The 18,752-nt window shown below is 70.0% G+C and carries 16 protein-coding genes, 1 tRNA gene, 1 other RNA gene and 1 pseudogene; 7 read left to right on the top strand and 12 right to left on the bottom strand.

Going from position 1 to position 18,752, the window contains the following annotated elements; genetic code table 11:
• Nucleotides 1–53 precede the first annotated feature (53 nt).
• Nucleotides 54–989: an AraC family transcriptional regulator gene (locus ACIF6L_RS03090; RefSeq protein WP_380387522.1), complete on the top strand. Its 936-nt coding sequence runs from the start codon at nt 54–56 to the stop codon at nt 987–989.
• 72 nt (nt 990–1,061) lie between these two features.
• Here the strand turns inward: ACIF6L_RS03090 and ACIF6L_RS03085 are convergent, their stop codons facing one another.
• The 6 genes from ACIF6L_RS03085 to ACIF6L_RS03060 form a co-directional block, all read right to left on the bottom strand.
• Nucleotides 1,062–2,189 carry an NADH:flavin oxidoreductase gene (locus tag ACIF6L_RS03085; RefSeq protein WP_359804096.1) on the bottom strand — a complete coding sequence of 376 codons (1,128 nt, stop codon included), beginning with the start codon at nt 2,187–2,189 and terminating at the stop codon, nt 1,062–1,064.
• 250 nt (nt 2,190–2,439) lie between these two features.
• Nucleotides 2,440–3,912, bottom strand: coding sequence for an MFS transporter (locus ACIF6L_RS03080; protein ID WP_396485971.1), 1,473 nt, complete (start codon nt 3,910–3,912; stop codon nt 2,440–2,442).
• Between the two features lie 362 nt (nt 3,913–4,274).
• Nucleotides 4,275–5,117 (bottom strand): hypothetical protein, encoded by an 843-nt coding sequence (locus tag ACIF6L_RS03075; protein WP_396485970.1) that lies wholly within the window; start codon nt 5,115–5,117, stop codon nt 4,275–4,277.
• A 698-nt stretch (nt 5,118–5,815) separates the two neighbouring features.
• Entirely contained in the window at nt 5,816–6,172 is a 357-nt protein-coding gene (locus tag ACIF6L_RS03070) for a hypothetical protein (RefSeq protein WP_396485969.1), read from the bottom strand.
• Complete coding sequence (locus tag ACIF6L_RS03065) at nt 6,169–6,630, bottom strand: prevent-host-death family protein (RefSeq protein ID WP_396485968.1); 462 nt, start codon at nt 6,628–6,630, stop codon at nt 6,169–6,171. Before ACIF6L_RS03065 ends, ACIF6L_RS03070 begins: the two co-directional genes overlap by 4 nt.
• Before the next feature lie 780 nt (nt 6,631–7,410).
• Nucleotides 7,411–8,235: a hypothetical protein gene (locus ACIF6L_RS03060; RefSeq protein ID WP_396485967.1), complete on the bottom strand. Its 825-nt coding sequence runs from the start codon at nt 8,233–8,235 to the stop codon at nt 7,411–7,413.
• 202 nt (nt 8,236–8,437) lie between these two features.
• Here ACIF6L_RS03060 and ACIF6L_RS03055 point away from each other — a divergent pair, with 202 nt between their 5' ends.
• The gene (locus ACIF6L_RS03055; protein WP_396485966.1) at nt 8,438–8,659 is read left to right on the top strand and encodes a hypothetical protein; all 222 of its coding nucleotides are present in this window, start codon (nt 8,438–8,440) and stop codon (nt 8,657–8,659) included.
• 348 nt (nt 8,660–9,007) lie between these two features.
• On the opposite strand, the gene ACIF6L_RS03050 is transcribed toward ACIF6L_RS03055, so the two are convergent.
• The 6 genes and pseudogenes from ACIF6L_RS03050 to ACIF6L_RS03025 form a co-directional block, all read right to left on the bottom strand.
• On the bottom strand, nt 9,008–9,538 hold the full coding sequence (locus ACIF6L_RS03050) for a hypothetical protein (protein ID WP_396485965.1): 531 nt from the start codon (nt 9,536–9,538) through the stop codon (nt 9,008–9,010).
• Between the two features lie 267 nt (nt 9,539–9,805).
• Nucleotides 9,806–10,159: a hypothetical protein gene (locus ACIF6L_RS03045; RefSeq protein WP_396485964.1), complete on the bottom strand. Its 354-nt coding sequence runs from the start codon at nt 10,157–10,159 to the stop codon at nt 9,806–9,808.
• Nucleotides 10,156–11,366: pseudogene (locus tag ACIF6L_RS03040) on the bottom strand (IS256 family transposase). Before ACIF6L_RS03040 ends, ACIF6L_RS03045 begins: the two are co-directional and overlap by 4 nt.
• A gap of 233 nt (nt 11,367–11,599) precedes the next feature.
• A complete protein-coding gene (locus tag ACIF6L_RS03035; RefSeq protein WP_396485963.1) occupies nt 11,600–12,886 on the bottom strand; it encodes a GNAT family N-acetyltransferase in 1,287 nt (428 codons plus the stop codon).
• On the bottom strand, nt 12,883–13,683 hold the full coding sequence (locus ACIF6L_RS03030; protein ID WP_396485962.1) for an HNH endonuclease: 801 nt from the start codon (nt 13,681–13,683) through the stop codon (nt 12,883–12,885). The genes ACIF6L_RS03035 and ACIF6L_RS03030 overlap by 4 nt, the downstream gene beginning before the upstream one ends.
• A 198-nt stretch (nt 13,684–13,881) precedes the next feature.
• Nucleotides 13,882–13,966, bottom strand: a tRNA-Ser gene (locus tag ACIF6L_RS03025).
• A gap of 144 nt (nt 13,967–14,110) precedes the next feature.
• Here ACIF6L_RS03025 and ffs point away from each other — a divergent pair.
• The 5 genes from ffs to ACIF6L_RS03000 all read left to right on the top strand — a co-directional run bounded on the left by ffs (nt 14,111) and on the right by ACIF6L_RS03000 (nt 18,521).
• Nucleotides 14,111–14,201: signal recognition particle sRNA small type (gene ffs, locus ACIF6L_RS03020), an RNA gene on the top strand.
• A gap of 72 nt (nt 14,202–14,273) precedes the next feature.
• The gene (locus tag ACIF6L_RS03015; protein WP_396485961.1) at nt 14,274–16,472 is read left to right on the top strand and encodes a DNA polymerase III subunit gamma and tau; all 2,199 of its coding nucleotides are present in this window, start codon (nt 14,274–14,276) and stop codon (nt 16,470–16,472) included.
• A 217-nt stretch (nt 16,473–16,689) separates the two neighbouring features.
• Nucleotides 16,690–17,031 (top strand): YbaB/EbfC family nucleoid-associated protein, encoded by a 342-nt coding sequence (locus ACIF6L_RS03010; protein WP_329488611.1) that lies wholly within the window; start codon nt 16,690–16,692, stop codon nt 17,029–17,031.
• A gap of 187 nt (nt 17,032–17,218) precedes the next feature.
• Complete coding sequence (recR, locus tag ACIF6L_RS03005; protein ID WP_329488609.1) at nt 17,219–17,818, top strand: recombination mediator RecR; 600 nt, start codon at nt 17,219–17,221, stop codon at nt 17,816–17,818.
• Nucleotides 17,811–18,521: a DUF5063 domain-containing protein gene (locus tag ACIF6L_RS03000; RefSeq protein ID WP_329488607.1), complete on the top strand. Its 711-nt coding sequence runs from the start codon at nt 17,811–17,813 to the stop codon at nt 18,519–18,521. Before recR ends, ACIF6L_RS03000 begins: the two co-directional genes overlap by 8 nt.
• Nucleotides 18,522–18,752 lie beyond the last annotated feature (231 nt).

Here is an 18,752-nt window from a genome sequence, read left to right as displayed (position 1 = left end):
GATGGGCCGGATGGGCCGGACACGTCGGACGAACGGGGAAGCGGGGGAAGGCGTTGGACATCCTGACCGAGGCGCTGAGCTCGATGCGGACGGGGCAGCCCACGTCCGTACGCACCGAGGGCCGCGCCCCCTGGGGCCTGCGCCTCCCCCCGGTCGCCGGGGCCGGGTTCCACGTGGTGCTGTACGGGACGTGCTGGCTGGTCCCGCTGGAGGACGCGCCCGGCGCGGAGCCGATCGCGCTCAGCCCCGGCGACGTGGTCTTCCTGCGCGACGGCCGCGGCCACATCCTCGCCGACCACCCCGCCACCCCGGCCGAGACCGAGCGGCCGGACCAGTACCGGCCGGGTTCACCGATCGGCATGGTCACCCTGGGCGGCGACGGCCCCCGCACCAGCCTGCTGTGCGGCAACTACCACCTCGACCAGGGGCGTCCGCACCCGCTGGTCCGCCAACTGCCGGCGGTCATCCACCTGCCCACCCGGCACGGCCGCCACCCCGAGCTCAGCGCGGCGGTCCAACTCCTCGGCACCGAGCTGGAGAAGCCGCGGATCGGTTCGGCCGGGATCGTCCCCGCGCTGATCGACTCGCTGCTCCTCTACATCCTGCGCGCCTGGTTCGAGGACCAGCCCCCCGCGGCGGCCGCCGGCTGGGCCGCCGCGCTCGGCGACTCCGCCGTCGCCCCGGCGCTGACCGCCATCCACGAGGCCCCCGCGGCGCCGTGGACCGTCGAGTCGCTGGCCGGCCGGGCCGGACTCTCGCGGGCGGCCTTCGCCCGCCGCTTCAGCACGCTCGTCGGCGAACCGCCGATGGCCTATCTGACCCGCTGGCGCCTGACCACGGCGGCGACCCTGCTGCGCGAGTCCGAGGCCCCGCTGACCACCGTCGCCGCCCGGACCGGCTACGGCTCCGAGTACGCCTTCGCCAAGGCCTTCAAGCGCGAGTACGGGCAGCCGCCCGGCAGTTACCGCCGCACCGCCCGCGCCGCGTGAGGGCGGTGGCCGCCACGGCCGTGCCCGCCGCCCGCTGTGGCGCAGGCGGCGGGCACGGGACATGACTGGACGTCAGCTGAGCGTCGCCAGGGCCGACACGTCGTACGGCTTCAGCTCGTCAAAGCGGCCGGCGAGGACCTTCGCCGCCCACTGCGGGTCCTGGAGCAGCGCCCGGCCGACGGCGACCAGGTCGAACTCGTCGCGCTCCAGCCGGTCGAGGAGGTTGTCGATGCCCTGCACGGTGGCACCCTCCCCCGCGAAGCTGCGGATGACGTCGCCGTCGAGGCCGACCGAGCCGACGGTGATCGCGGGCCGCCCCGTGAGCTTCCTGGTCCAGCCCGCCAGGTTCAGGTCCGAGCCCTCGAACTCCGGCAGCCAGTAGCGGCGGGTGGAGGCATGGAAGACGTCGACGCCGGCCTCGGCGAGCGGGGTCAGGATGTCCGCCAGCTCCTCCGGGCTCTCCGCGAGCCTGGCCTCGTAGGCCTCCTGCTTCCACTGCGAGTAGCGGAAGACCACCGGGAACTCCGGCGAGACCACCTCCCGGACGGCGGCCACGATCTCGGCCGCGAACTTCGTCCGGGCGACCGGGTCGCCGCCGTAGGCGTCCGTCCGCCGGTTCGTCCCCGCCCAGAGGAACTGGTCGAGCAGGTAGCCGTGGGCGCCGTGCAGCTCGATACCGTCGAAGCCGATCCGCTCGGCGGCCGCGGCGGCCTCGGCGAAGGCGCCGATGACATCGTCCAGGTCGCTCCTGGTCATCGCCCTGCCGGTGCCCTCGGTACCGTCGATCCGCAGGCCGGAGGGGCCGACGGCGGGGGCGTCGGCGAACGGCGGCTCGCCCTGCTTGCGCACCATGCCGATGTGCCACAGCTGCGGCATGATCGTGCCGCCCGCCGCGTGCACGGCCGCGGCGACCTCGGCCCACCCCGCCAGCTGCTCCTCCCCGTGGAACCGCGGCACCCGGTCGCTCTGCCCGGCCGACTCGTGGCCGATGTACGTCCCCTCGGTGAGGATCAGCCCCACCCCGGCGGCGGCCCGCCGGGCGTAGTACGCCCGTACGTCCTCGCCGGGCACGCCGCCCGGCGAGAACTGGCGCGTCATCGGCGCCATCACGATGCGGTTGGGGACGGTCAGCCCGTTCAGCTCGACGGGCCGCGCGAGCAGCTCGGCCGCACGGGAGGCGGAGGACGCGGTGCTGGTCATGGGGTTCCCTCGTGGTCGGACGGCGGGTGCGATGTTCAGGTGTCAACCACTTCGCGGGTCCCTCCATTTCGCCCACCCGGCAAGCGGGCCTGTGATCCGGGCCACTGCGGCGCCCGGTACGACCGGAGCGCCGGGCTTGTCGGGCGTGCCGGGCCGGAGGGCGGAAACGCGCGGTGCCGCCCCCGGAAGGGCGGCACCGCGCGAACTCGTACCGGGGCGTCCGTCAGACGTGTCAGAGGTGTCAGACGTGTCAGACGTGCACGACGGGGGCCGGGTCGGTGGCCGTTGCCCCGGTCGCCCCGGTTGCCTTCGGTGCCGTCGCCGGCTTCTCCAACCGCAGCGCCACGAGCGCGGTGAGCGCGATCCCGGCCGCGGCCAGGTACACCGCGGTACGCAGCCCGTCGGCACTGGCGGCGCGCAGTGCGTCGCCCGAAAGTCCCTCGGCGACGGGGGAGTTGGCGACGGCCACCAGGAGCGCGAGGCCGACCGCTCCGCCGACCTGCTGGCTCGTGGAGGCGACACCCGAGGCGATGCCCTGCTCCCGCGCCGGGACCCCGAGCGCGGCGGCGCCGAACATCAGGGTGTACCCGGCACCCTGGCCGAGGCCCAGAACGACCAGCCCGGGGACGAGTGTCCCGTACGAGCCGTCGGTGGACATGGTGGCCCCGACGAGCACGGCACCCCCACCGCCGAGGAGCAGGGCCGCGACGAGGACGGGACGGATGCCGAACCGGGTCGCCAGCCGCCCGGCGGTCTGCGACCCCACGGCGATGGCGGCCATCGGGACGAGGAAGGCGAGGCCGGTGCTCAGCGCGTCGTAGCCGTGCACGGTCTGGAAGTACACGGTGAGGAAGTACAGCAGGGTGCCGAAGGTCGCCATGTAGAGGAAGGTCACCAGGGTGCCGGTCGCGAGGTTCCGGTTGCCGAACAGGCGCAGCGGCAGCAGCGGATCGGCGCTGCGGCGCTCGATCGCGACGAAGGCCGCGAGCAGGGCGGCGCCCACCGCCGTGGCGGTCAGCACGACCGGGGAGGTCCAGCCGGACTCCGGGCCCTGGACGAGCGCGAAGACCAGGGCGGTACTGCCGACGGTCGAGGTGGCCGCACCGGCCAGGTCGAACGAGCGGCCGGCGGCGCGGGGCAGGTCGGGAGCGATCAGCACGAAGGCCAGCAGGGCGGCGGCGCCCGCCAGCGGGACGTTGACGAAGAACACCGAGGCCCAGCCGAACGACTCCGTCAGGACGCCCCCGAGCAGCGACCCGAGGATCATCCCGCTGCCGCCGGCGGTGCCCCAGACGGCGAACGCCCGGTTGCGGTCCCTGCCTTCGGCGAAGCTCGTGGACACCAGGGTGAGCGTGGCGGGGAAGAGGAACGCGCCCCCGGCCCCCTGGACCGCCCGCGCCGCGACGAGCAGGCCGGGCCCGGTCGCGAGCCCGCCGAGCAGGGATGCCCCGGCGTACAGCGCGAGTCCCAGCGCGAACATCCGGCGCGGCCCGAACAGATCGCTCGCCCGCCCGCCGAGCAGCAGGAACCCGCCGAACGCGACGGCGTATCCGCTGACCACCCACTGCAGGCTCTGCGGCGAGAAGCCGAGCGAGGAGCCGATGTCCGGCAGGGCGACGTACACGATGTTGTAGTCGATCGAGATGATCAGCTGGGCGAACGCGAGCAGCGCCAGCGTGAGACCGAGACGCGCGGACGTGGGCGCGGGGCTGGACGAACGCATGGCGAAGCCTGCTTTCGAGTAGGGGGCCGGAAGAACGACAGCACGGCCGCCACCCACACCTCCGGGCGCCTCGTGCTGCTCACACCAACGAATCTAGGACCCCCAGAGACCGCTCATATGGTGCACTCCACCACCTAATTCATGGGTCAATTCCCTGACCGGCCCACCGTTAGACGACGGGAGCTACGGCATGACGAAGGCCCCGACCCGCTGGACGATTGATGCCAAGGGTCGGCCGGCACGCACGACTTGGCGCGCGAGTCCAAGGGTCAGTTGCGGCGTCTGACCCGGACTCCCCGGTGTCAGGCGAGTCGCTGCCACCCGCGGCGGCTCCCGTCGGCGACCCTGGTGGACCACCCTCGTCAGGGGCGTTCGAAGACCTGGAGCGCCCCACCGACGGAGAAGCACAGGGCGCCGGTGAGGGTTCCCCAGTTGGCGATCGTGGCGTTGATCAGGCTTCCGGTGCTCGGTCGAGTGAAGGCGGCCAGTGCCGAGACCATGAAGAGCACGGAACCGAGCTGGTTCACCGCGATGATCCACCATCCCAGGCTCCGTGACCGGACGCAGGGCCGCGTGCGATGACAGATCTCGACGAAGGCCAGGTGCCCGGAGACCAGGAACAGCACGCAACCGACGACATCGGGTGCCCAGATCAGCCCGTTGACCTGCTGAACGGTGAGCCCCTGCAGGAAGGAGTCCAGCAGGTTGACCGCGAACACCAGCGTTCCCGAGAGGAGCACCGCCGTACTGAGCCACCCGACGTTCATCGGCTCGTACCTCCACCAGCTCCACGGGGGTGTGACCAGCGGATCTGGTGCCCCCGAGTGGCGAGGAGCGTTGACGACCTGGAGCAGCGCGGCGTAGCCACCTGTGGTGAAGAAGAGGCCCCCTACGAAGTAGACGCACGCGCTCAGGGTCGGATCGCCGGACCCGAACTGGGCGACGGCGGAGCCGACCGCGAACAGGGCGCCGCCGATGACGAAGGCGACCGAGGCGATGACGTTGAGCCTGCGCAGCCGGCCGATCCCCACGGCGTCGGCGCCCGCCGTCGTGCTCGCCGGCCCCTGGCCGGCGCCTACGGCGAGCACGCCGCGTCTGCGCGCCGGTCGGGATTCCCACACCGTCGTTCTCCCTCCGGGAAGAACCCAGGTACGCCGGGTAACGAACGGTCCGGCGCCTTCCACGTGCTGCTCAACTCTTCGCACGGGACCGAGCGTAATCAACACGTCGCATGTCACTCGGGGGAAACGGAACGTCATTCGGCTGACCCAGGCGTGGGAAGTCCCACCGCGTCGTCTGAGATCGCATCATGGCGCACGCCTCGCCGGCCGGGCCCGGAGGGCTGGTGGAGGCCCAGGTCCGCGGTAGAGACAAGAGGCATGGCCGGTTCTCCGCTCGGATCTCCTCTCGGACGAGGGAGTGGGAGACGTGCGGGGGGCGTGGTGACGACCTCTGGGCCTACGAGATGGGCAGGTCCGGGATGGTGACCGCTACCTGGGGCCTCGGCCTGGTGGTCGACCGCGAGGCCGAGCAGCACGAGCACGAGCACGGGCAGGTGGAGGGAGGTCCAGGAGGCGGTCAGGAAGGTGCTGGTGGGCCGCCTTGAACTTGCGACGAGACGTCAGGAGCGAAGCACCGACGGATTCGCGGGTCGGTTCGCTGCGGGGCACCGGAACACGGACCGTCCCGTAGAGCAGCAGATCTTCCAGGCGTACCAGCGGTGGGGCCGTTTCGGCGCGCGCGGCCGGTCCTGGCCTGCTGCTCCGCGGCCTGGGTCCGAGCAGCCTCGGACGGAGGCGAGCGCAACCAGATGGGCGACCATGTGTCTGCATGGCAGCAATCCGACGTCGGTTCCCCTCGATGGCCTCAGTACCGGCCCGAAGGGCTCGCTCCCGCGTCCTCGTCAGCTGTCGGTGTCCTTGGGGTGCCGGGGCGAGGCGTACACGAGATGGACGGTCCGGCCCGGTTCGTCGACCAGGTACCGAACGCGTCCGCCGGAAGTCACCTCGTACTCCCACTGGGGAAGGGTGTGCCCTCCGAGGCTGCGGGTCGCCAAGCGGCCACGTAGACGATGTTGCCGATCCGGGTCGGTCGGGGACAGTGGGTCGGTGCGGAGCGCTTCGAAGCATCGGCGGGTGTCCCCCGGAGCCTCGGTGCAGAGATCGCCCCACCCCTTGGCTGCTTCGTTGGTGGCGAAGCGCAGCTTCCACTCGTCGCCGATCGGCGGTGGCGGGACATCGTCGCCGCGCTTGGGGCTCACGGCGCGAGCACCTCGCCGCGGTCCTCACCGAGAAGCGGTTCGGTGAGCTGCGAGGCGAGCTCGGGATCCGCCAGGATCCGGGCGGTGGCGCGCCACTCGACGATCACGCGGTGCAGGTTGGCGTGGACGTCCAGTTCCACCACATCGCGAGTGGAGTTCACGAGGTCGATGACGAACTCCCGGACCTCGTCGGCCGACAGATGCCGAGTCCAGGGGAACACCTCGGGGAGCGCGATGAGTACGGCCCGAGCCCCTTCGTCGCTGGTGATCAGCGCGGCGAACAGGCGCGCGGTGACATCTGCGGTTTCTTCCCGCTGCCGGTCGTGCCGCTCGGTGGTGAGGTACAGGTCCTCGCCGTCGCGGCGCGTGACGTGAACACGCTGGGCGTGCTCAACGGTGTCCGCGACGCGCTTGGAGTTCTTCGACAGATCGGAGAACGACACGGTGAGTGTGGACATGCGTCGACGGTACTTCGGAATGTGTTCCGAAGTCAAGCGGGGATGCCTGCGGCGCCGATCGAACGTGCGTCCGATCAAGTGTCCCTGTGGGGGTACAGACCGTGGCGGCATGTGTCCGGAGGATGGGGATGAGGGGTGCCGTTGGCTCTGTATGGAGGCCGGAAGTGTGGAGAGCCGTTGCCGAGTGGAGCGTCCTCGCGGTCTGGGTGGTCACGCTCGCAGGTGTCCTGCTCCGGTGGATGCGGGTAATGCTGGAGCGGGTAGTCGAGGTCGTTCGTGCCTGGCGTGAGCTCGGTCGTGTATTGCGGCCGCCGCACGGGGGCAGGTGAACGACGAAGGCCCGGACCGCTGTGCGGTCCGGGCCTTCTGTCGGCGGAGGATACGAGATTCGAACTCATGAGGGGTTGCCCCCAACACGCTTTCCAAATGTGCGTCCGACTGTCCGGCGATGTCCATAGGCATCCTGACCTGCGGCGGAATGACTCGCTGGCTCGCCTCTGAACGGTGCCGGACGGGGGTGAATGCAACCAAAACTGCAACCAGAGCTAGTGACCGAGATTCGGCGCCAGTTGAGTGCGAGCCGTCCTGGGCCGAGGGTCTCGCTACTCTCGGTCACCGACAGCCAGCAGGGGATACTGCAGTCGTGGGTGCGCCGCCCTTCGACTGCCCAGCGCTGGGTGAGGTCGCGGACTGCCATGAGGACGGTGGATCTTCGACGAGTTCGACGGCCTGGATCTTTGACCGCCCACCGCGGTCGCCGGGCGCCTTCTCGCCATCTCGTCAGTCGTTCCGATCGTCGTACGGCAGCACGCCTTCCGCTCTCGGGATGGGAACGTAGCCGCCATCGGCTCGAATCTTCGCGACGAGCTTCCCGAGTTCGGCCAGGGTGTCCTCGCCGAGCAGCGAAGGGTTCGCCTCGAGCATCAACGTGACGATTTCGCCGATGCGCTGAGGCGTGAGATCGTCCGTCGCCTCCAGCTCCACCGGACCGTCTTCCCCCTCGTCCACGATCCGGGTGCTGCGCAGCAACCGGAGCTGCCTGTCGCTGTATATCCTCGCGAGCAGAGCCGAAGCGAGCCGCTTCCGCGCCTCGGAGCCGCTCATGGTCGTCTGCTGATCGCCGGAAGTGGTGGCGACTTCCTGCGGGTCCTCCGCGGCCCCGGCCCGGCGTTCGCTCTTGCGACTTCGTGCCACGCTGCTCCACTTCTCCTTCATGGACGGGACCGCCTGGTCGTTCCACTTCGCCTTCACCACCGGAAGTGCTTGTTCGTACCACCACTTCTTGAGGTGCGGCGCGGCCTTCTCCGCCACTCTGAGGCCGATCTGGAAGATCACCTCGGCCAGGAACTCCGCGGCCTCCCGACGCTCCCGTTCTCGGGCCTCCGACTCGTACGGGTCGGTGTCGAGCCAATCCTGCGGGTACTTCGTCACTGGATCCGGCTCGGTCTCCTCCTTCAAGAAGATCTCGGCTTGACCCACCTGATTGGTGTCGGGGTCGCGTGTCATTCCGCGATGCGCACCCTCGGTCTTCCTCGACCGCACGAAACGCGAGCCCTTCCGGACTCTGACAATGGCCTCGTACTCCTCGTACTCATTGCTGTCCATGCCCCCACCTTCGACCTGCGGCGCCGCGCCCGCCGCCCGCGCCAGCGCCCAGGGAGCGACGCCCCCGACACTGTACGTCCGGCCGCCGACCCGTCCGGCGGATCGCCAGATGCGGCCCGATGATCCAGGTTCGGAGCAGCTGAGGCAGACGAGGGCGTAATCCGGTGGCCACCTTCTCCGCATCGCCCCTAGGGTCGCTGGAATGACGCACAACACTGTGGACCCGGCGACGATCACACCGGAGATGGCTTCTCAGATCCGCACGTGGCGATGCGATGAGGACTACTCCTGGCGTGCTGTGGCCCAGGCAGTGTCCGACCTTTGGGGCTCCGAATGGGGCAGTAACCAGCTCTACGGCGAAGACCTCTGCGTGGCCGCAGCGAAGGTGCTGGGTGAAGACCCCTACCGGGAACCGTGGAACTGACGCGCCCGCCAGGTGCCTTCCCTCGGACAGGTTGGGAAGTCGGGGGCTCACCCAGGAGATCACTTCGAACCGGATCTCTACACCGATCGGTCCGCGTCCTGGCGAACGGCCCGACGGCCCGGCCCCGAGTAGCTCGTCGGAGCTCTGGTCCGCCGCGGCACGGACAAGCCCGCCGTCGCGGCAGCCTTGGCAGAGGCCCTGGAGCGGGTTTCGAATCGAGCTCAGAACCCGGGCAGGTATGGAGACGCCGAGGACTGGTGACATCGCCGCGGCCGAACCACTGAATGGTTCGGCCACTCGCGTCTCTTCGTGCTGCCTTTCTCAGCTCACTCGGTGACGTCGTAACGGTTAGATCTGCGCGGGGCGGACGGAGCGGAATCGACGATTCTGCTCGTCGACTCCCCACGGCTCCGCATAGTGCATCTCTGCCACGACGGTCCTCAGATCGGTGTGCTCGAAGTGCCCCTTGTCGGCTAGATGGATTACGAGAGCCACCAACTCGCGGTACGTCCGAATACGGCCCACCTCGATTCCGTAGCCGTCCCAGTGCTGCGGAGGCCGGCAGCGATAGTGATGGACCGTCCATTGGGCGCGGGGCGGAATGTCACGCGGGTTGAGGATGCGGGCGCTGAAGTCCTTGGGATTGGCCGCGATCCTCTCCCGACGATCGCGTTCGAACGCCTCGCGTGCTTCTCGAGCACTGTCATGTTCGCTCTGGCTGAGTGACAGCTCACCTTGGCCTGGAGCGATCTCTTGGCCGCACTGCTGGCAGTACGCCAGGATCTCGGCAGAGAGCTGCCGTCGAGCTTCGCTGTACGGCTCACCTGTCTCGGCCATTCTGGTCCGAATTCCCTGCTTGCGAGCGCGATCCTTGGTCATCGGGTGTCCTCACCGACGGAGACCCACACGCACCGTCGCACCGCGGTTGACCATGGCAGAAGGCTTCGTGCGAGTCAGTGACCCTTGTCCTCGTTGCTACCAGCGGTGTGGGCGCAGCTGTAGCTCGGAAGCAGGCGCACACGAGGCGCCGCTGCCAAGCAGTATAGCGATGTCCCGCAGGGCAGGTCGCCTCGCGCGATGGTAGGCACGTCGGACTCAGAGGGCTCTGGTCGGAGCAATAGTCAAGACCTGTGGATCGGCGGAAGCTCAGCGGTAGCGCGGGAGGCCGCCGGAGTCGGGAAGCTCATCCTCGAAGTCGCAGGCGGCAACGGCGTCGTAGCCGCGGTCCCAGGCTGCCATGAGCAGGCGTGACACTGGCTCGACGAGGGAGGGTCCGTCTTCCTCGGCTTCGGCCTCGACCGTGAGCGGCCAGCCGATGAAGTCGTCGGCGAGTCCGGCGTCCGGATTCGGGCGGCTGTCGAAGACCATCCCGCCGGTTCGGACGGTGTAGTGGTCGTCGGCCTGGGCTCCGAGGGTCATCGCGACGAGGTCGGCCAGGAACTGTCGACCGGTGCCGCGGACAAAGGTCTGGCAGCTGCCGTAGTCCTTCGCGGTGCTCACGCGGCCTCCTCTTGGCGTTCGACCAACACGCCGTTCTCGAACTGGGCGCCGGCGCGGACTAAGGGGCGGACTCGACGAGCTTGAACATTATGGCCAGGGCGGCTGCCGGGCTGCCGGCGCCGCGGGTGACCTTGGTGCGGAGCTTGACGGTCGAGAAGGTCGACTCGATCGGGTTCGTCGTCCTTAGGTGGATCCAGTGCTCGGCCGGGAAGTCGTAGAACGCGAGGAGTTCGTCCTGGTCGGCGGTAATCTTCGCGACGGCCTTGGGGAACTTGGCTCCGTAGGTCTTCGCGAATGCCTCGATCGCCTTCTCGGCGTGGCCACGGTCCTCAGCGTTGTAGATGTCTTGCATCGCCTTCGTCGCCCCGGGCTGGGCGGACTTGGGCAGGTAGTTGGTGATGTTGCGGGTCTTGTGAACCCAGCACCTCTGCGGCCTGGCTGCCGGGAACACCTCGGCCAGCGCCCGCCACAGGCCCATGGCACCGTCGCCGACCACCAGCTCCGGGTCGCGCATGCCGCGTCGGCGGCAGTCGCGCAGCAGGTCGGCCCACGACTCAGTGGACTCCCGCAGCCCCTCGGCAAGCGCGATCAGCTCCTTGGTGCCGTCCAGACGGACGCCGAGCAGGACCAGCACGCACGAGTGGGCCTGGCCGAGCCGGACCTTCGGGTGCACGCCGTCGGCCCAGACATAGACGAAGTCCCGGTCGGACAGGTCCCGGGTCTGAAAGGCGGCGTGGTCGTCGCTCCACTGCCTGGTCAGCCGGGTGATCGTGGCGGGCGACAGGCCGGCCGTGCCGCCGAGGAACTGCTCCAGCGCGGGCACGAGGTCCCCGGACGACAGGCCATGCAGGTAGAGCAGCGGCAGGACCTCGGAGATCTTCGGCGACTTGCGGCACCACGGCGCGAGGATCTTCGAGGAGAACCGCTTGCGCTCGCCGGTGGTGTCGTCGACGCGGCGGTCGTTGACCCGCGGTGCCCTGACCTCGACCGGGCCGGCGGCGGTGACCACGGTGCGGGGCTGGTGGTGGCCGTTGCGAACCACTAGGCGGTGCCCGCGCTCGTCGGTCTCGGCAGCCAACTCGGCTATGTACTGGTTGACTTCCGCTTCCAGTGCGCCAGCCAGCATGCGTCGGGCGCCCTCGCGGACGATCTCGTCGACCAGGGAGCCGGTCTCGGTGGAACCATCGGCATTCACTACGCTGAGCAAGGGCGTACCTTCCCGACCTGCGCTGCAACGCGGGTCTACTCGGTGACTTCTCGATCAATCACCCTGGAAGGTACGCCCTTCGCGTGCCCCCAGGGGCTGATCCACAAGTCCTGAGCATTGCTCCACGGCCTCCGGCGCAGGTCCGGTTGGCGCTATCGCAGATCGCGCAGTGCGGTCGCAGCGCGGACTCGCCGCTCACGCCGGAGCCTGTCACTGGGATGCCGCTTGCCGCGTTAGCTGATCCAGATGCCCTCGGGCGAGATCCGGCGTGCGAGGCGCAGGCCGGCGCCGCTGACCGGGGTCGACCAGGACACATCGGTGATCTCGCACCCGGAGTCGTTTGCGAGGGTGTGTACGAGCGTCGCGCCAACGCCCTTTCGGCGATAGGAGTCCGCCACCCAGATCAGGTCGATGCACGGACGCAGGGTGTCGTCCTGATCGCCGTTCTCCGAATCATCGAGCAGGTCCCAGTGGTGGTGCCTTCGGACGTCGTGGGTCGCCAGGTAGCCGATGACGTACCCGTTGGCCTGCAGCAGGTATGCGCGCACCCTGTCCGGGGTCTGCGTAGGCTCACCAAGGTGCGACCACGAGTTGGCGTCGTAGCCGTTCTCTCGCTGCGGCATCCGCCCCACCTGGTAGGTCAGCTTCCGCCAGGCAATCGGCGACTCGGTCGTCACCACGGCCAGGTCGCCCCACCAGTCCAAGTTCTTGGGTACCCGAACGCCGATTGCCCACGTCGCGTGGTGGGCGGCGTGTTCATTTCCGCCGTCCTCAGGAGCTCGCAGCGTCATTCCGCAGGGGCATTTGCTGTCACTCGGCGTCTGTACATGCTGGAACTGGACGGGGGCCGCGTGGTGGCTGAGGTTCTGTCCTCTGCCGCCCACCCATGGCCGGTAAGGCGCATCCTCCGGCTCAACGTATCCGGTCCATCGGTCCACCCAGCCGGGGTGCTGCTCGGGAAACAGCTCCCGCTTGTGCTTCTCGATGAACGGCAGTGTCGGGCGAACCCACACGCTGCCGGCGGTGGCCCGGCCATTGAGACGCACCCCGTGCCGCTTGGCCTTGCCGCGCAGGAAGCGCAGAAAAACGCCGGGTGGTGCGAAAAAGTTGACGCCGCGGACCAGCTCCCGTTCGCCAGGCGCAAGCCAGTCCTCGATGGGGAGCGCCAGCCGGTCAGCGAGGGCATGAAGTCCGCTGTAGTCCTGGTTGAGCTCGGCATCGGACAGCGCTTCCACTGCCGATTCGATCTGGGCAAAGGGAACAGGCAGACCGATCCAGCTTGGTCCACTGCTACATGAGAGGGTGCCCAGATACCCGTCGTACCGGATGTGATCGAAGGACGTGCGCTGCGCGTGGGTGACGCCCTCCATGTAGGCGGTCGGAAGATCTGGGGAGCCTCCCCGCCGGGTCCCATCGCGGTTGAGCTCGACCATGGCGTACCAACGGTGGGGCCGGACAGTAATCCTTCGAGAACTGGGGTCGCGTCGATCGGGGTCGAGGTAGATCGTTCGCTCAGTCATGCGCTCTGCTCCTCGTCAGGAACTCCCGCGCGCGGCTGCTTGCTGGGATAGGGTCTGCCACTCTCGTCCGTGATCGTGGCGTGCGAAGCTGGCTGGACCTCGACGCGGAGCATGGGCCAGGGTGTGCCCTCCTGGCCGGAGCCATCAGTCAAGAGCATGTGGCGTACGAAGGCGCCCACCAGGAAGTAGCGCTCGGCGAGCCTGCTCAGGTAGCTCTGCAACCCCTTCTCGGCGTCGCGGTTCTCGCGCACACTGTGCAGCTCGGCTGCGATGTCGCAGTGGTCCTGGACCACATCCAAGAACTCCAGAATGAGGTCTTCATCCTCCTCGGGGAGACCGTCTGGCAGCGCGTACTCGAAGGTGACGCTGGACTTGATCATGTTCCACAGCGGGTTCCCGCGGGTGATCAGCTTCAGGATCCGAGGCTGCGGGAACTCCGGGTCGGGCACCAACTTCAGCCGGCCTGACGTTGCCTCGCCGAGCGAGCGCGTCCATGCGGCGTGCTGGGCCTTGATCTCGAGCAGTCGATCCACCGTGAAGTGCCCTGGTTGGTCATCGATTTGCTTGTGATGCTTGCTGCACAGCAGGACCAGGTTCGTATGGCTGTCGATGGACGCGTCGTCCAGCCCACCAGCTCTCGGTCCACCCTTCGACCGGGCGACTATGTGAGCCTCCTCGCCGAAGACCGAGGGGTCGTCGCAGTCAGTCCCGGGTGTCACCACCTGCACCCGGCAGATCGCGCACCTGCCGCCTGCTTCACACCAGATGATCTTGCGGGTCTTTTCGGACGCGGCCATGGATTGCACCCTGCCAGAGGAGCAGTGCCCGGCGGGCGCGAATGCGAGGCCCGGCCAGAGAGGCCGTCAGTTGGATGTGGTCGTGTCGCCGCCCCACCCGGTGGATCCCGGCAACTGCAACCAAAACTGCAACCACACAACGACGAGGGCCCCGACCGCTGAGCGGTCGGGGCCCTCGTTTGCCCTGGCGGGCGAGTGCGGAGGATACGAGATTCGAACTCGTGAGGGGTTGCCCCCAACACGCTTTCCAAGCGTGCGCCCTAGGCCTCTAGGCGAATCCTCCGTGGGAGAGCTTAGTACATGTTCGGGGGTGGTTGCGACCACGTATGTCGAGGGTGGTCCGGGGGTGTGGCCTGCGGATCGCGGAGCGGGGGTGGGGAGGGTGGGTGGTGGAGGACGGGGGCCGGGATCCGGTACTGTGGGTGTCAGCCCCTCGTGTGGCGTTATCTCTCTGAACCCCCCCAGGGCCGGAAGGCAGCAAGGGTAGGAGGGCTCTGGCGGGTGCGCGGGGGGTCTTTGCGTTCCCGGGGGCGGGCGGGGGCCGTTGAGGGGCGACGCGTTTGTCGGCTCGTCCCGATATCGTCGGTGGTGTGTCCCTAGCCCTGTACCGCCGCTATCGCCCCGAGACTTTCGCCGAGGTCATCGGGCAGGAGCACGTGACCGCTCCGCTCCAGCAGGCCCTGCGCAACAACAGGGTCAACCACGCCTACCTGTTCAGCGGCCCGCGCGGTTGCGGGAAGACGACGAGCGCGCGCATCCTGGCCCGCTGCCTGAACTGCGCGCAGGGGCCGACGCCGACGCCGTGCGGTGAGTGCCAGTCCTGCCGTGACCTGGCGACGGGCGGGCCCGGTTCGATCGACGTCATCGAGATCGACGCCGCCTCGCACGGTGGTGTGGACGATGCCCGTGAGCTGCGGGAGCGCGCGTTCTTCGCGCCGGTGCACAGCAGGTACAAGATCTTCATCCTGGACGAGGCGCACATGGTGACCTCGGCGGGCTTCAACGCGCTGCTGAAGGTGGTGGAGGAGCCGCCGGAGCACCTCAAGTTCATCTTCGCGACCACGGAGCCGGAGAAGGTGATCGGGACGATCCGCTCCCGGACGCACCACTACCCGTTCCGGCTGGTGCCGCCCGGCACGCTGCGCGACTACCTGGCGGAGGTCTGCGGCCGGGAGCAGATCCAGGTGGAGGACTCCGTCTTCCCGCTGGTGGTCCGGGCCGGGGCCGGGTCGGTGCGTGACTCGATGTCGGTGATGGACCAGCTGCTCGCGGGTGCGACCGAGGGCGGTGTGACCTACCAGATGGCCACCGCGCTGCTCGGGTACACGGACTCCGCGCTGCTGGACGAGGTGGTGGACGCCTTCGCGGGGCAGGACGGCGCGACGGTGTTCCAGGTGATCGACCGGGTGGTCGAGGGCGGGCACGATCCGCGCCGGTTCGTGACCGACCTGCTGGAGCGGCTCCGGGACCTGGTGATCCTGGCCACGGTGCCGGACGCCGGGGAGAAGGGGCTGATCGACGCCCCGGCGGACCGGGTCGCGGTGATGCAGGCGCAGGCGGACGCGTTCGGCGCGGCCGAGCTCAGCCGGGCCGCGGACATCGTCAACACCGGACTGACCGAGATGCGCGGGAACGCGGCGCCCCGGCTGCAGCTGGAGCTGATCTGCGCCCGGGTGATGCTGCCGGGCGCGTACAGCGACGAGCTGTCGTTGCAGGCGCGGCTGGACAAGCTGGAGCGCCGGGCAGCCACCGGGGGCTTCGCGGCCCCGATGCAGGCTCCCGCCGTGCAGGCTCCCGCCACGCAGCCCCCGATGCAGACCCCGGCGCAGACCCCTGTGATGTACGCGCCTGCCCCGCAGGCTCCCGCCGTACAGGCCCCCCAGGCGGAGGCCGTCCCGGTGCAGGCGCCGGCAGCGCCCGCGGCCCCGGCGCAGGAGGCCGCCGCTCCGGCAGCGCCCGCGCCGGGTGCGTGGCCGATCCCGCGCAGCTTCTCCCCGGGCGGGGGTGCGCCCGCCCCGGCGGCGGCGCCGCCCGTGCAGCAGGCTCCCGCGCCCGTCCAGGCCGCCCCGGTGGCCGCGCCCGCCCCCGCTCCGGCCGCCGCGGCCGGCGGCGGGCAGCCGTCGGGCGCCGCCCAGCAGGGGGCCGGGCAGGTCCGGCAGATGTGGCCGCAGATCCTGGAGGCGGTGAAGAACCGCCGCCGCTTCACCTGGATCCTGCTCAGCCAGAACGGCCAGGTGGCCGGGTTCGACGGCAGCGTGCTCCAGGTGTCCTTCATCAACGCGGGCGCGCGGGACAGCTTCGTCAGCAGCAACAGCGACGACGTACTGCGCCAGGCGCTGGCGGACGCGCTCGGTGTGGACTGGCGGATCGAGTGCATCATCGACCCGTCGGGCGGCTCCGGCGGGACCGGCGGCGCCGGGGGCGGGAATCCCGGCGGCAGCGGCTCCGGCAACCCGGGCAGCCCCGGTGGTTCCACCGGCGGCTGGGGCGCCCCCCCGGCGCGTCCGGCGGCGCCCGCGCCTGCGGTTCAGGCCGCCGCCCCGGCGCCCGTACCGGCGCCCGCGCCGATGGCCACGCCCCCCACGATGCCGCCCGCGCCGGTACCTCCGCCGGTGCAGGCCCCGTCGGCTCCGCCGGCCGGGCGCCCGGCGCAGTCGGTCGCGCTGGAGGACGACATCCCGGAGGAGGACGACCCGGAGCTCAAGGAGGAGACGTTCTCCGGCCAGGAGCTGATCATCCGCGAGCTGGGCGCGACGGTGCTGCAGGAGATCCGCCACGGCGGGAACTGACCGGCGGGCGGGCGGCGCGCCGGCAGGGGCGGCCGGCGAGTCCGCGGCCCGAGCGGGACCCGGCCGGTGACCGATCGGACGCCCGGCACCGGTAGCACGTAGGCTCGGTGCGACGACGCGGCGACGTCCGCGCGACGCCGGGCCGGCACGGCCGGCGGCGCGGTCGGCGCAGGCGTGCCAGGACGAAGCGACGGACGCAGAACGCAAGGAGTGAGCCGTGTTCCCCGGTGGTGGCCAGCCCAACATGCAGCAGCTGCTCAAGCAGGCGCAGAAGATGCAGCAGGACCTCGCCCAGGCGCAGCAGGAGCTGGCCGAGACGAAGGTGAACGGTTCGGCGGGCGGTGGCCTGGTCGAGGCCACCGTGACCGGCGCCGGTGAGCTGGTGGCCCTGGCCATCGCGCCGGCCGCCGTCGACCCGGAGGACACCGAGACCCTGGCCGACCTGATCCTCGCGGCCGTCCGGGACGCCAACCAGGCGGCGCAGAAGCTGCAGGCCGAGCGGATGGGCCCGCTGACCCAGGGCCTGGGCGGCGGCGGAATCCCCGGTCTGCCGTTCTGACCTGGTCGGATGGCCGAATCGGGTCGGAAAGACCGAAGTCATGAAGGTCTGAAGTTCGGATAACAGACCTGTGTGATTTATGCGGGAGTAGGGCGTCGGGCGGTGTGCCCGGCGCCCGATTCGTTGGATGATGGCACCGGGACATCGGGCAACCGGTGCACCACAGACCCCTGAGGGAAGGCGCGACGTGTACGAGGGCGTGGTTCAGGACCTGATCGACGAACTGGGCAGGCTGCCCGGCGTCGGGCCCAAGAGCGCGCAGCGGATCGCCTTCCACATCCTGCAGGCAGACCCCACCGACGTCCGCCGGCTGGCGCACTCGTTGCTGGAGGTCAAGGACAAGGTCCGGTTCTGCGCGACCTGCGGCAATGTCGCGGAGGCCGAGCAGTGCCGGGTCTGTCTCGACCCGCGCCGCGACCTCGCGGTGATCTGCGTGGTCGAGGAGCCCAAGGACGTCGTCGCGATCGAGCGCACCCGCGAGTTCCGCGGCCGGTACCACGTACTGGGCGGCGCGATCAGCCCGATCGAGGGCGTCGGCCCGGACGACCTGCGGATCCGCGAGCTGCTGGCGCGCCTCGCGGACGGCACGGTCACCGAGCTGATCCTGGCCACCGACCCCAACCTGGAGGGGGAGGCGACCGCCACCTATCTGGCCCGGCTCTGCAAGCCGATGGGCCTGAAGGTGACCCGGCTGGCGAGCGGTCTGCCCGTCGGCGGGGATCTGGAGTACGCGGACGAAGTGACCCTCGGCCGCGCCTTCGAAGGGAGACGACTGCTCGATGTCTGACCGGACGATCAACCAGCAGCCCCACACGCCCCACCAGGCAGGCCCGCAGCAGGACCGGCCCGCCCCGCACGTCCATGCGCACGGCTCGGAGCCGGACGACTTCGCGGTGCAGATCGCGGACTCGGTGGAGAGCTTCGTGCTCGCCGTCACCGAGGTCGCCAAGGGCGACGAGCCCGGCAGCGCCGTCTCGCTGCTCCTCCTGGAGGTCTCGCAGCTGCTGCTGGCCGGCGGTCGGCTCGGCGCGATCGAGGACGTCGTCCCGGAGGACCGCTTCGAGCCCGACACCGGTCCGGAGCCGGACAGCGAGCAGCTGCGCGAGCGGCTGGCCGTGCTCCTCGCGCCGATCGACGTCTACCACGAGGTCTTCGACCCGTACGGGCCGCCGGAGAAGCCGAACGCCTTCCGGATCTCGGACGACCTGGCCGGCGTGGTCAGCGAGCTCCAGCACGGGCTCACCCACTACCGCGAGGGGCGGGTCAGCGAGGCGCTCTGGTGGTGGCAGTTCTCGTACCTCTCCAACTGGGGCACGACCTGCTCGGCGGTGCTGCGGGCGCTGCAGTCGCTGATCGCCCACGTCCGGCTGGACAGCCCGATCGGGGCGGTGCCGGACGGTGCGGACACCGACGACGACGGGCTCACCGACGAGCAGCTGGAGCAGCAGGCCGGCGACCTGATGGCGGCCGAGCTGGGCCTGGGCCGGTAGCAGACCGGGCAGCCGTACGACGGGCGGCACGAGCAGTGCGGGCAGCACAGGCGGCACGGTGACGGGCAGCCCCGGAGGCGGGGAACGGGCGGGGAACGGGCGGGAACGGACTGTGACGGACGCCTCAGGGATTCCGGTGGAAGGGAAAACCCCGGGGCCGCCGTCCGTTCGTCCGCCGATTCTCCGGAGCCGCACCGGAAAGCCCGCAGACCTGCCGGTCGCCACCCCCGA

The organism is Kitasatospora sp. NPDC086009, from assembly GCF_044540385.1.
Lineage (GTDB): Bacteria > Actinomycetota > Actinomycetes > Streptomycetales > Streptomycetaceae > Kitasatospora.
The sequence above is the reverse complement of the archived record's forward strand: the minus strand, read 5'-3'. Positions and strand labels throughout refer to the sequence as shown.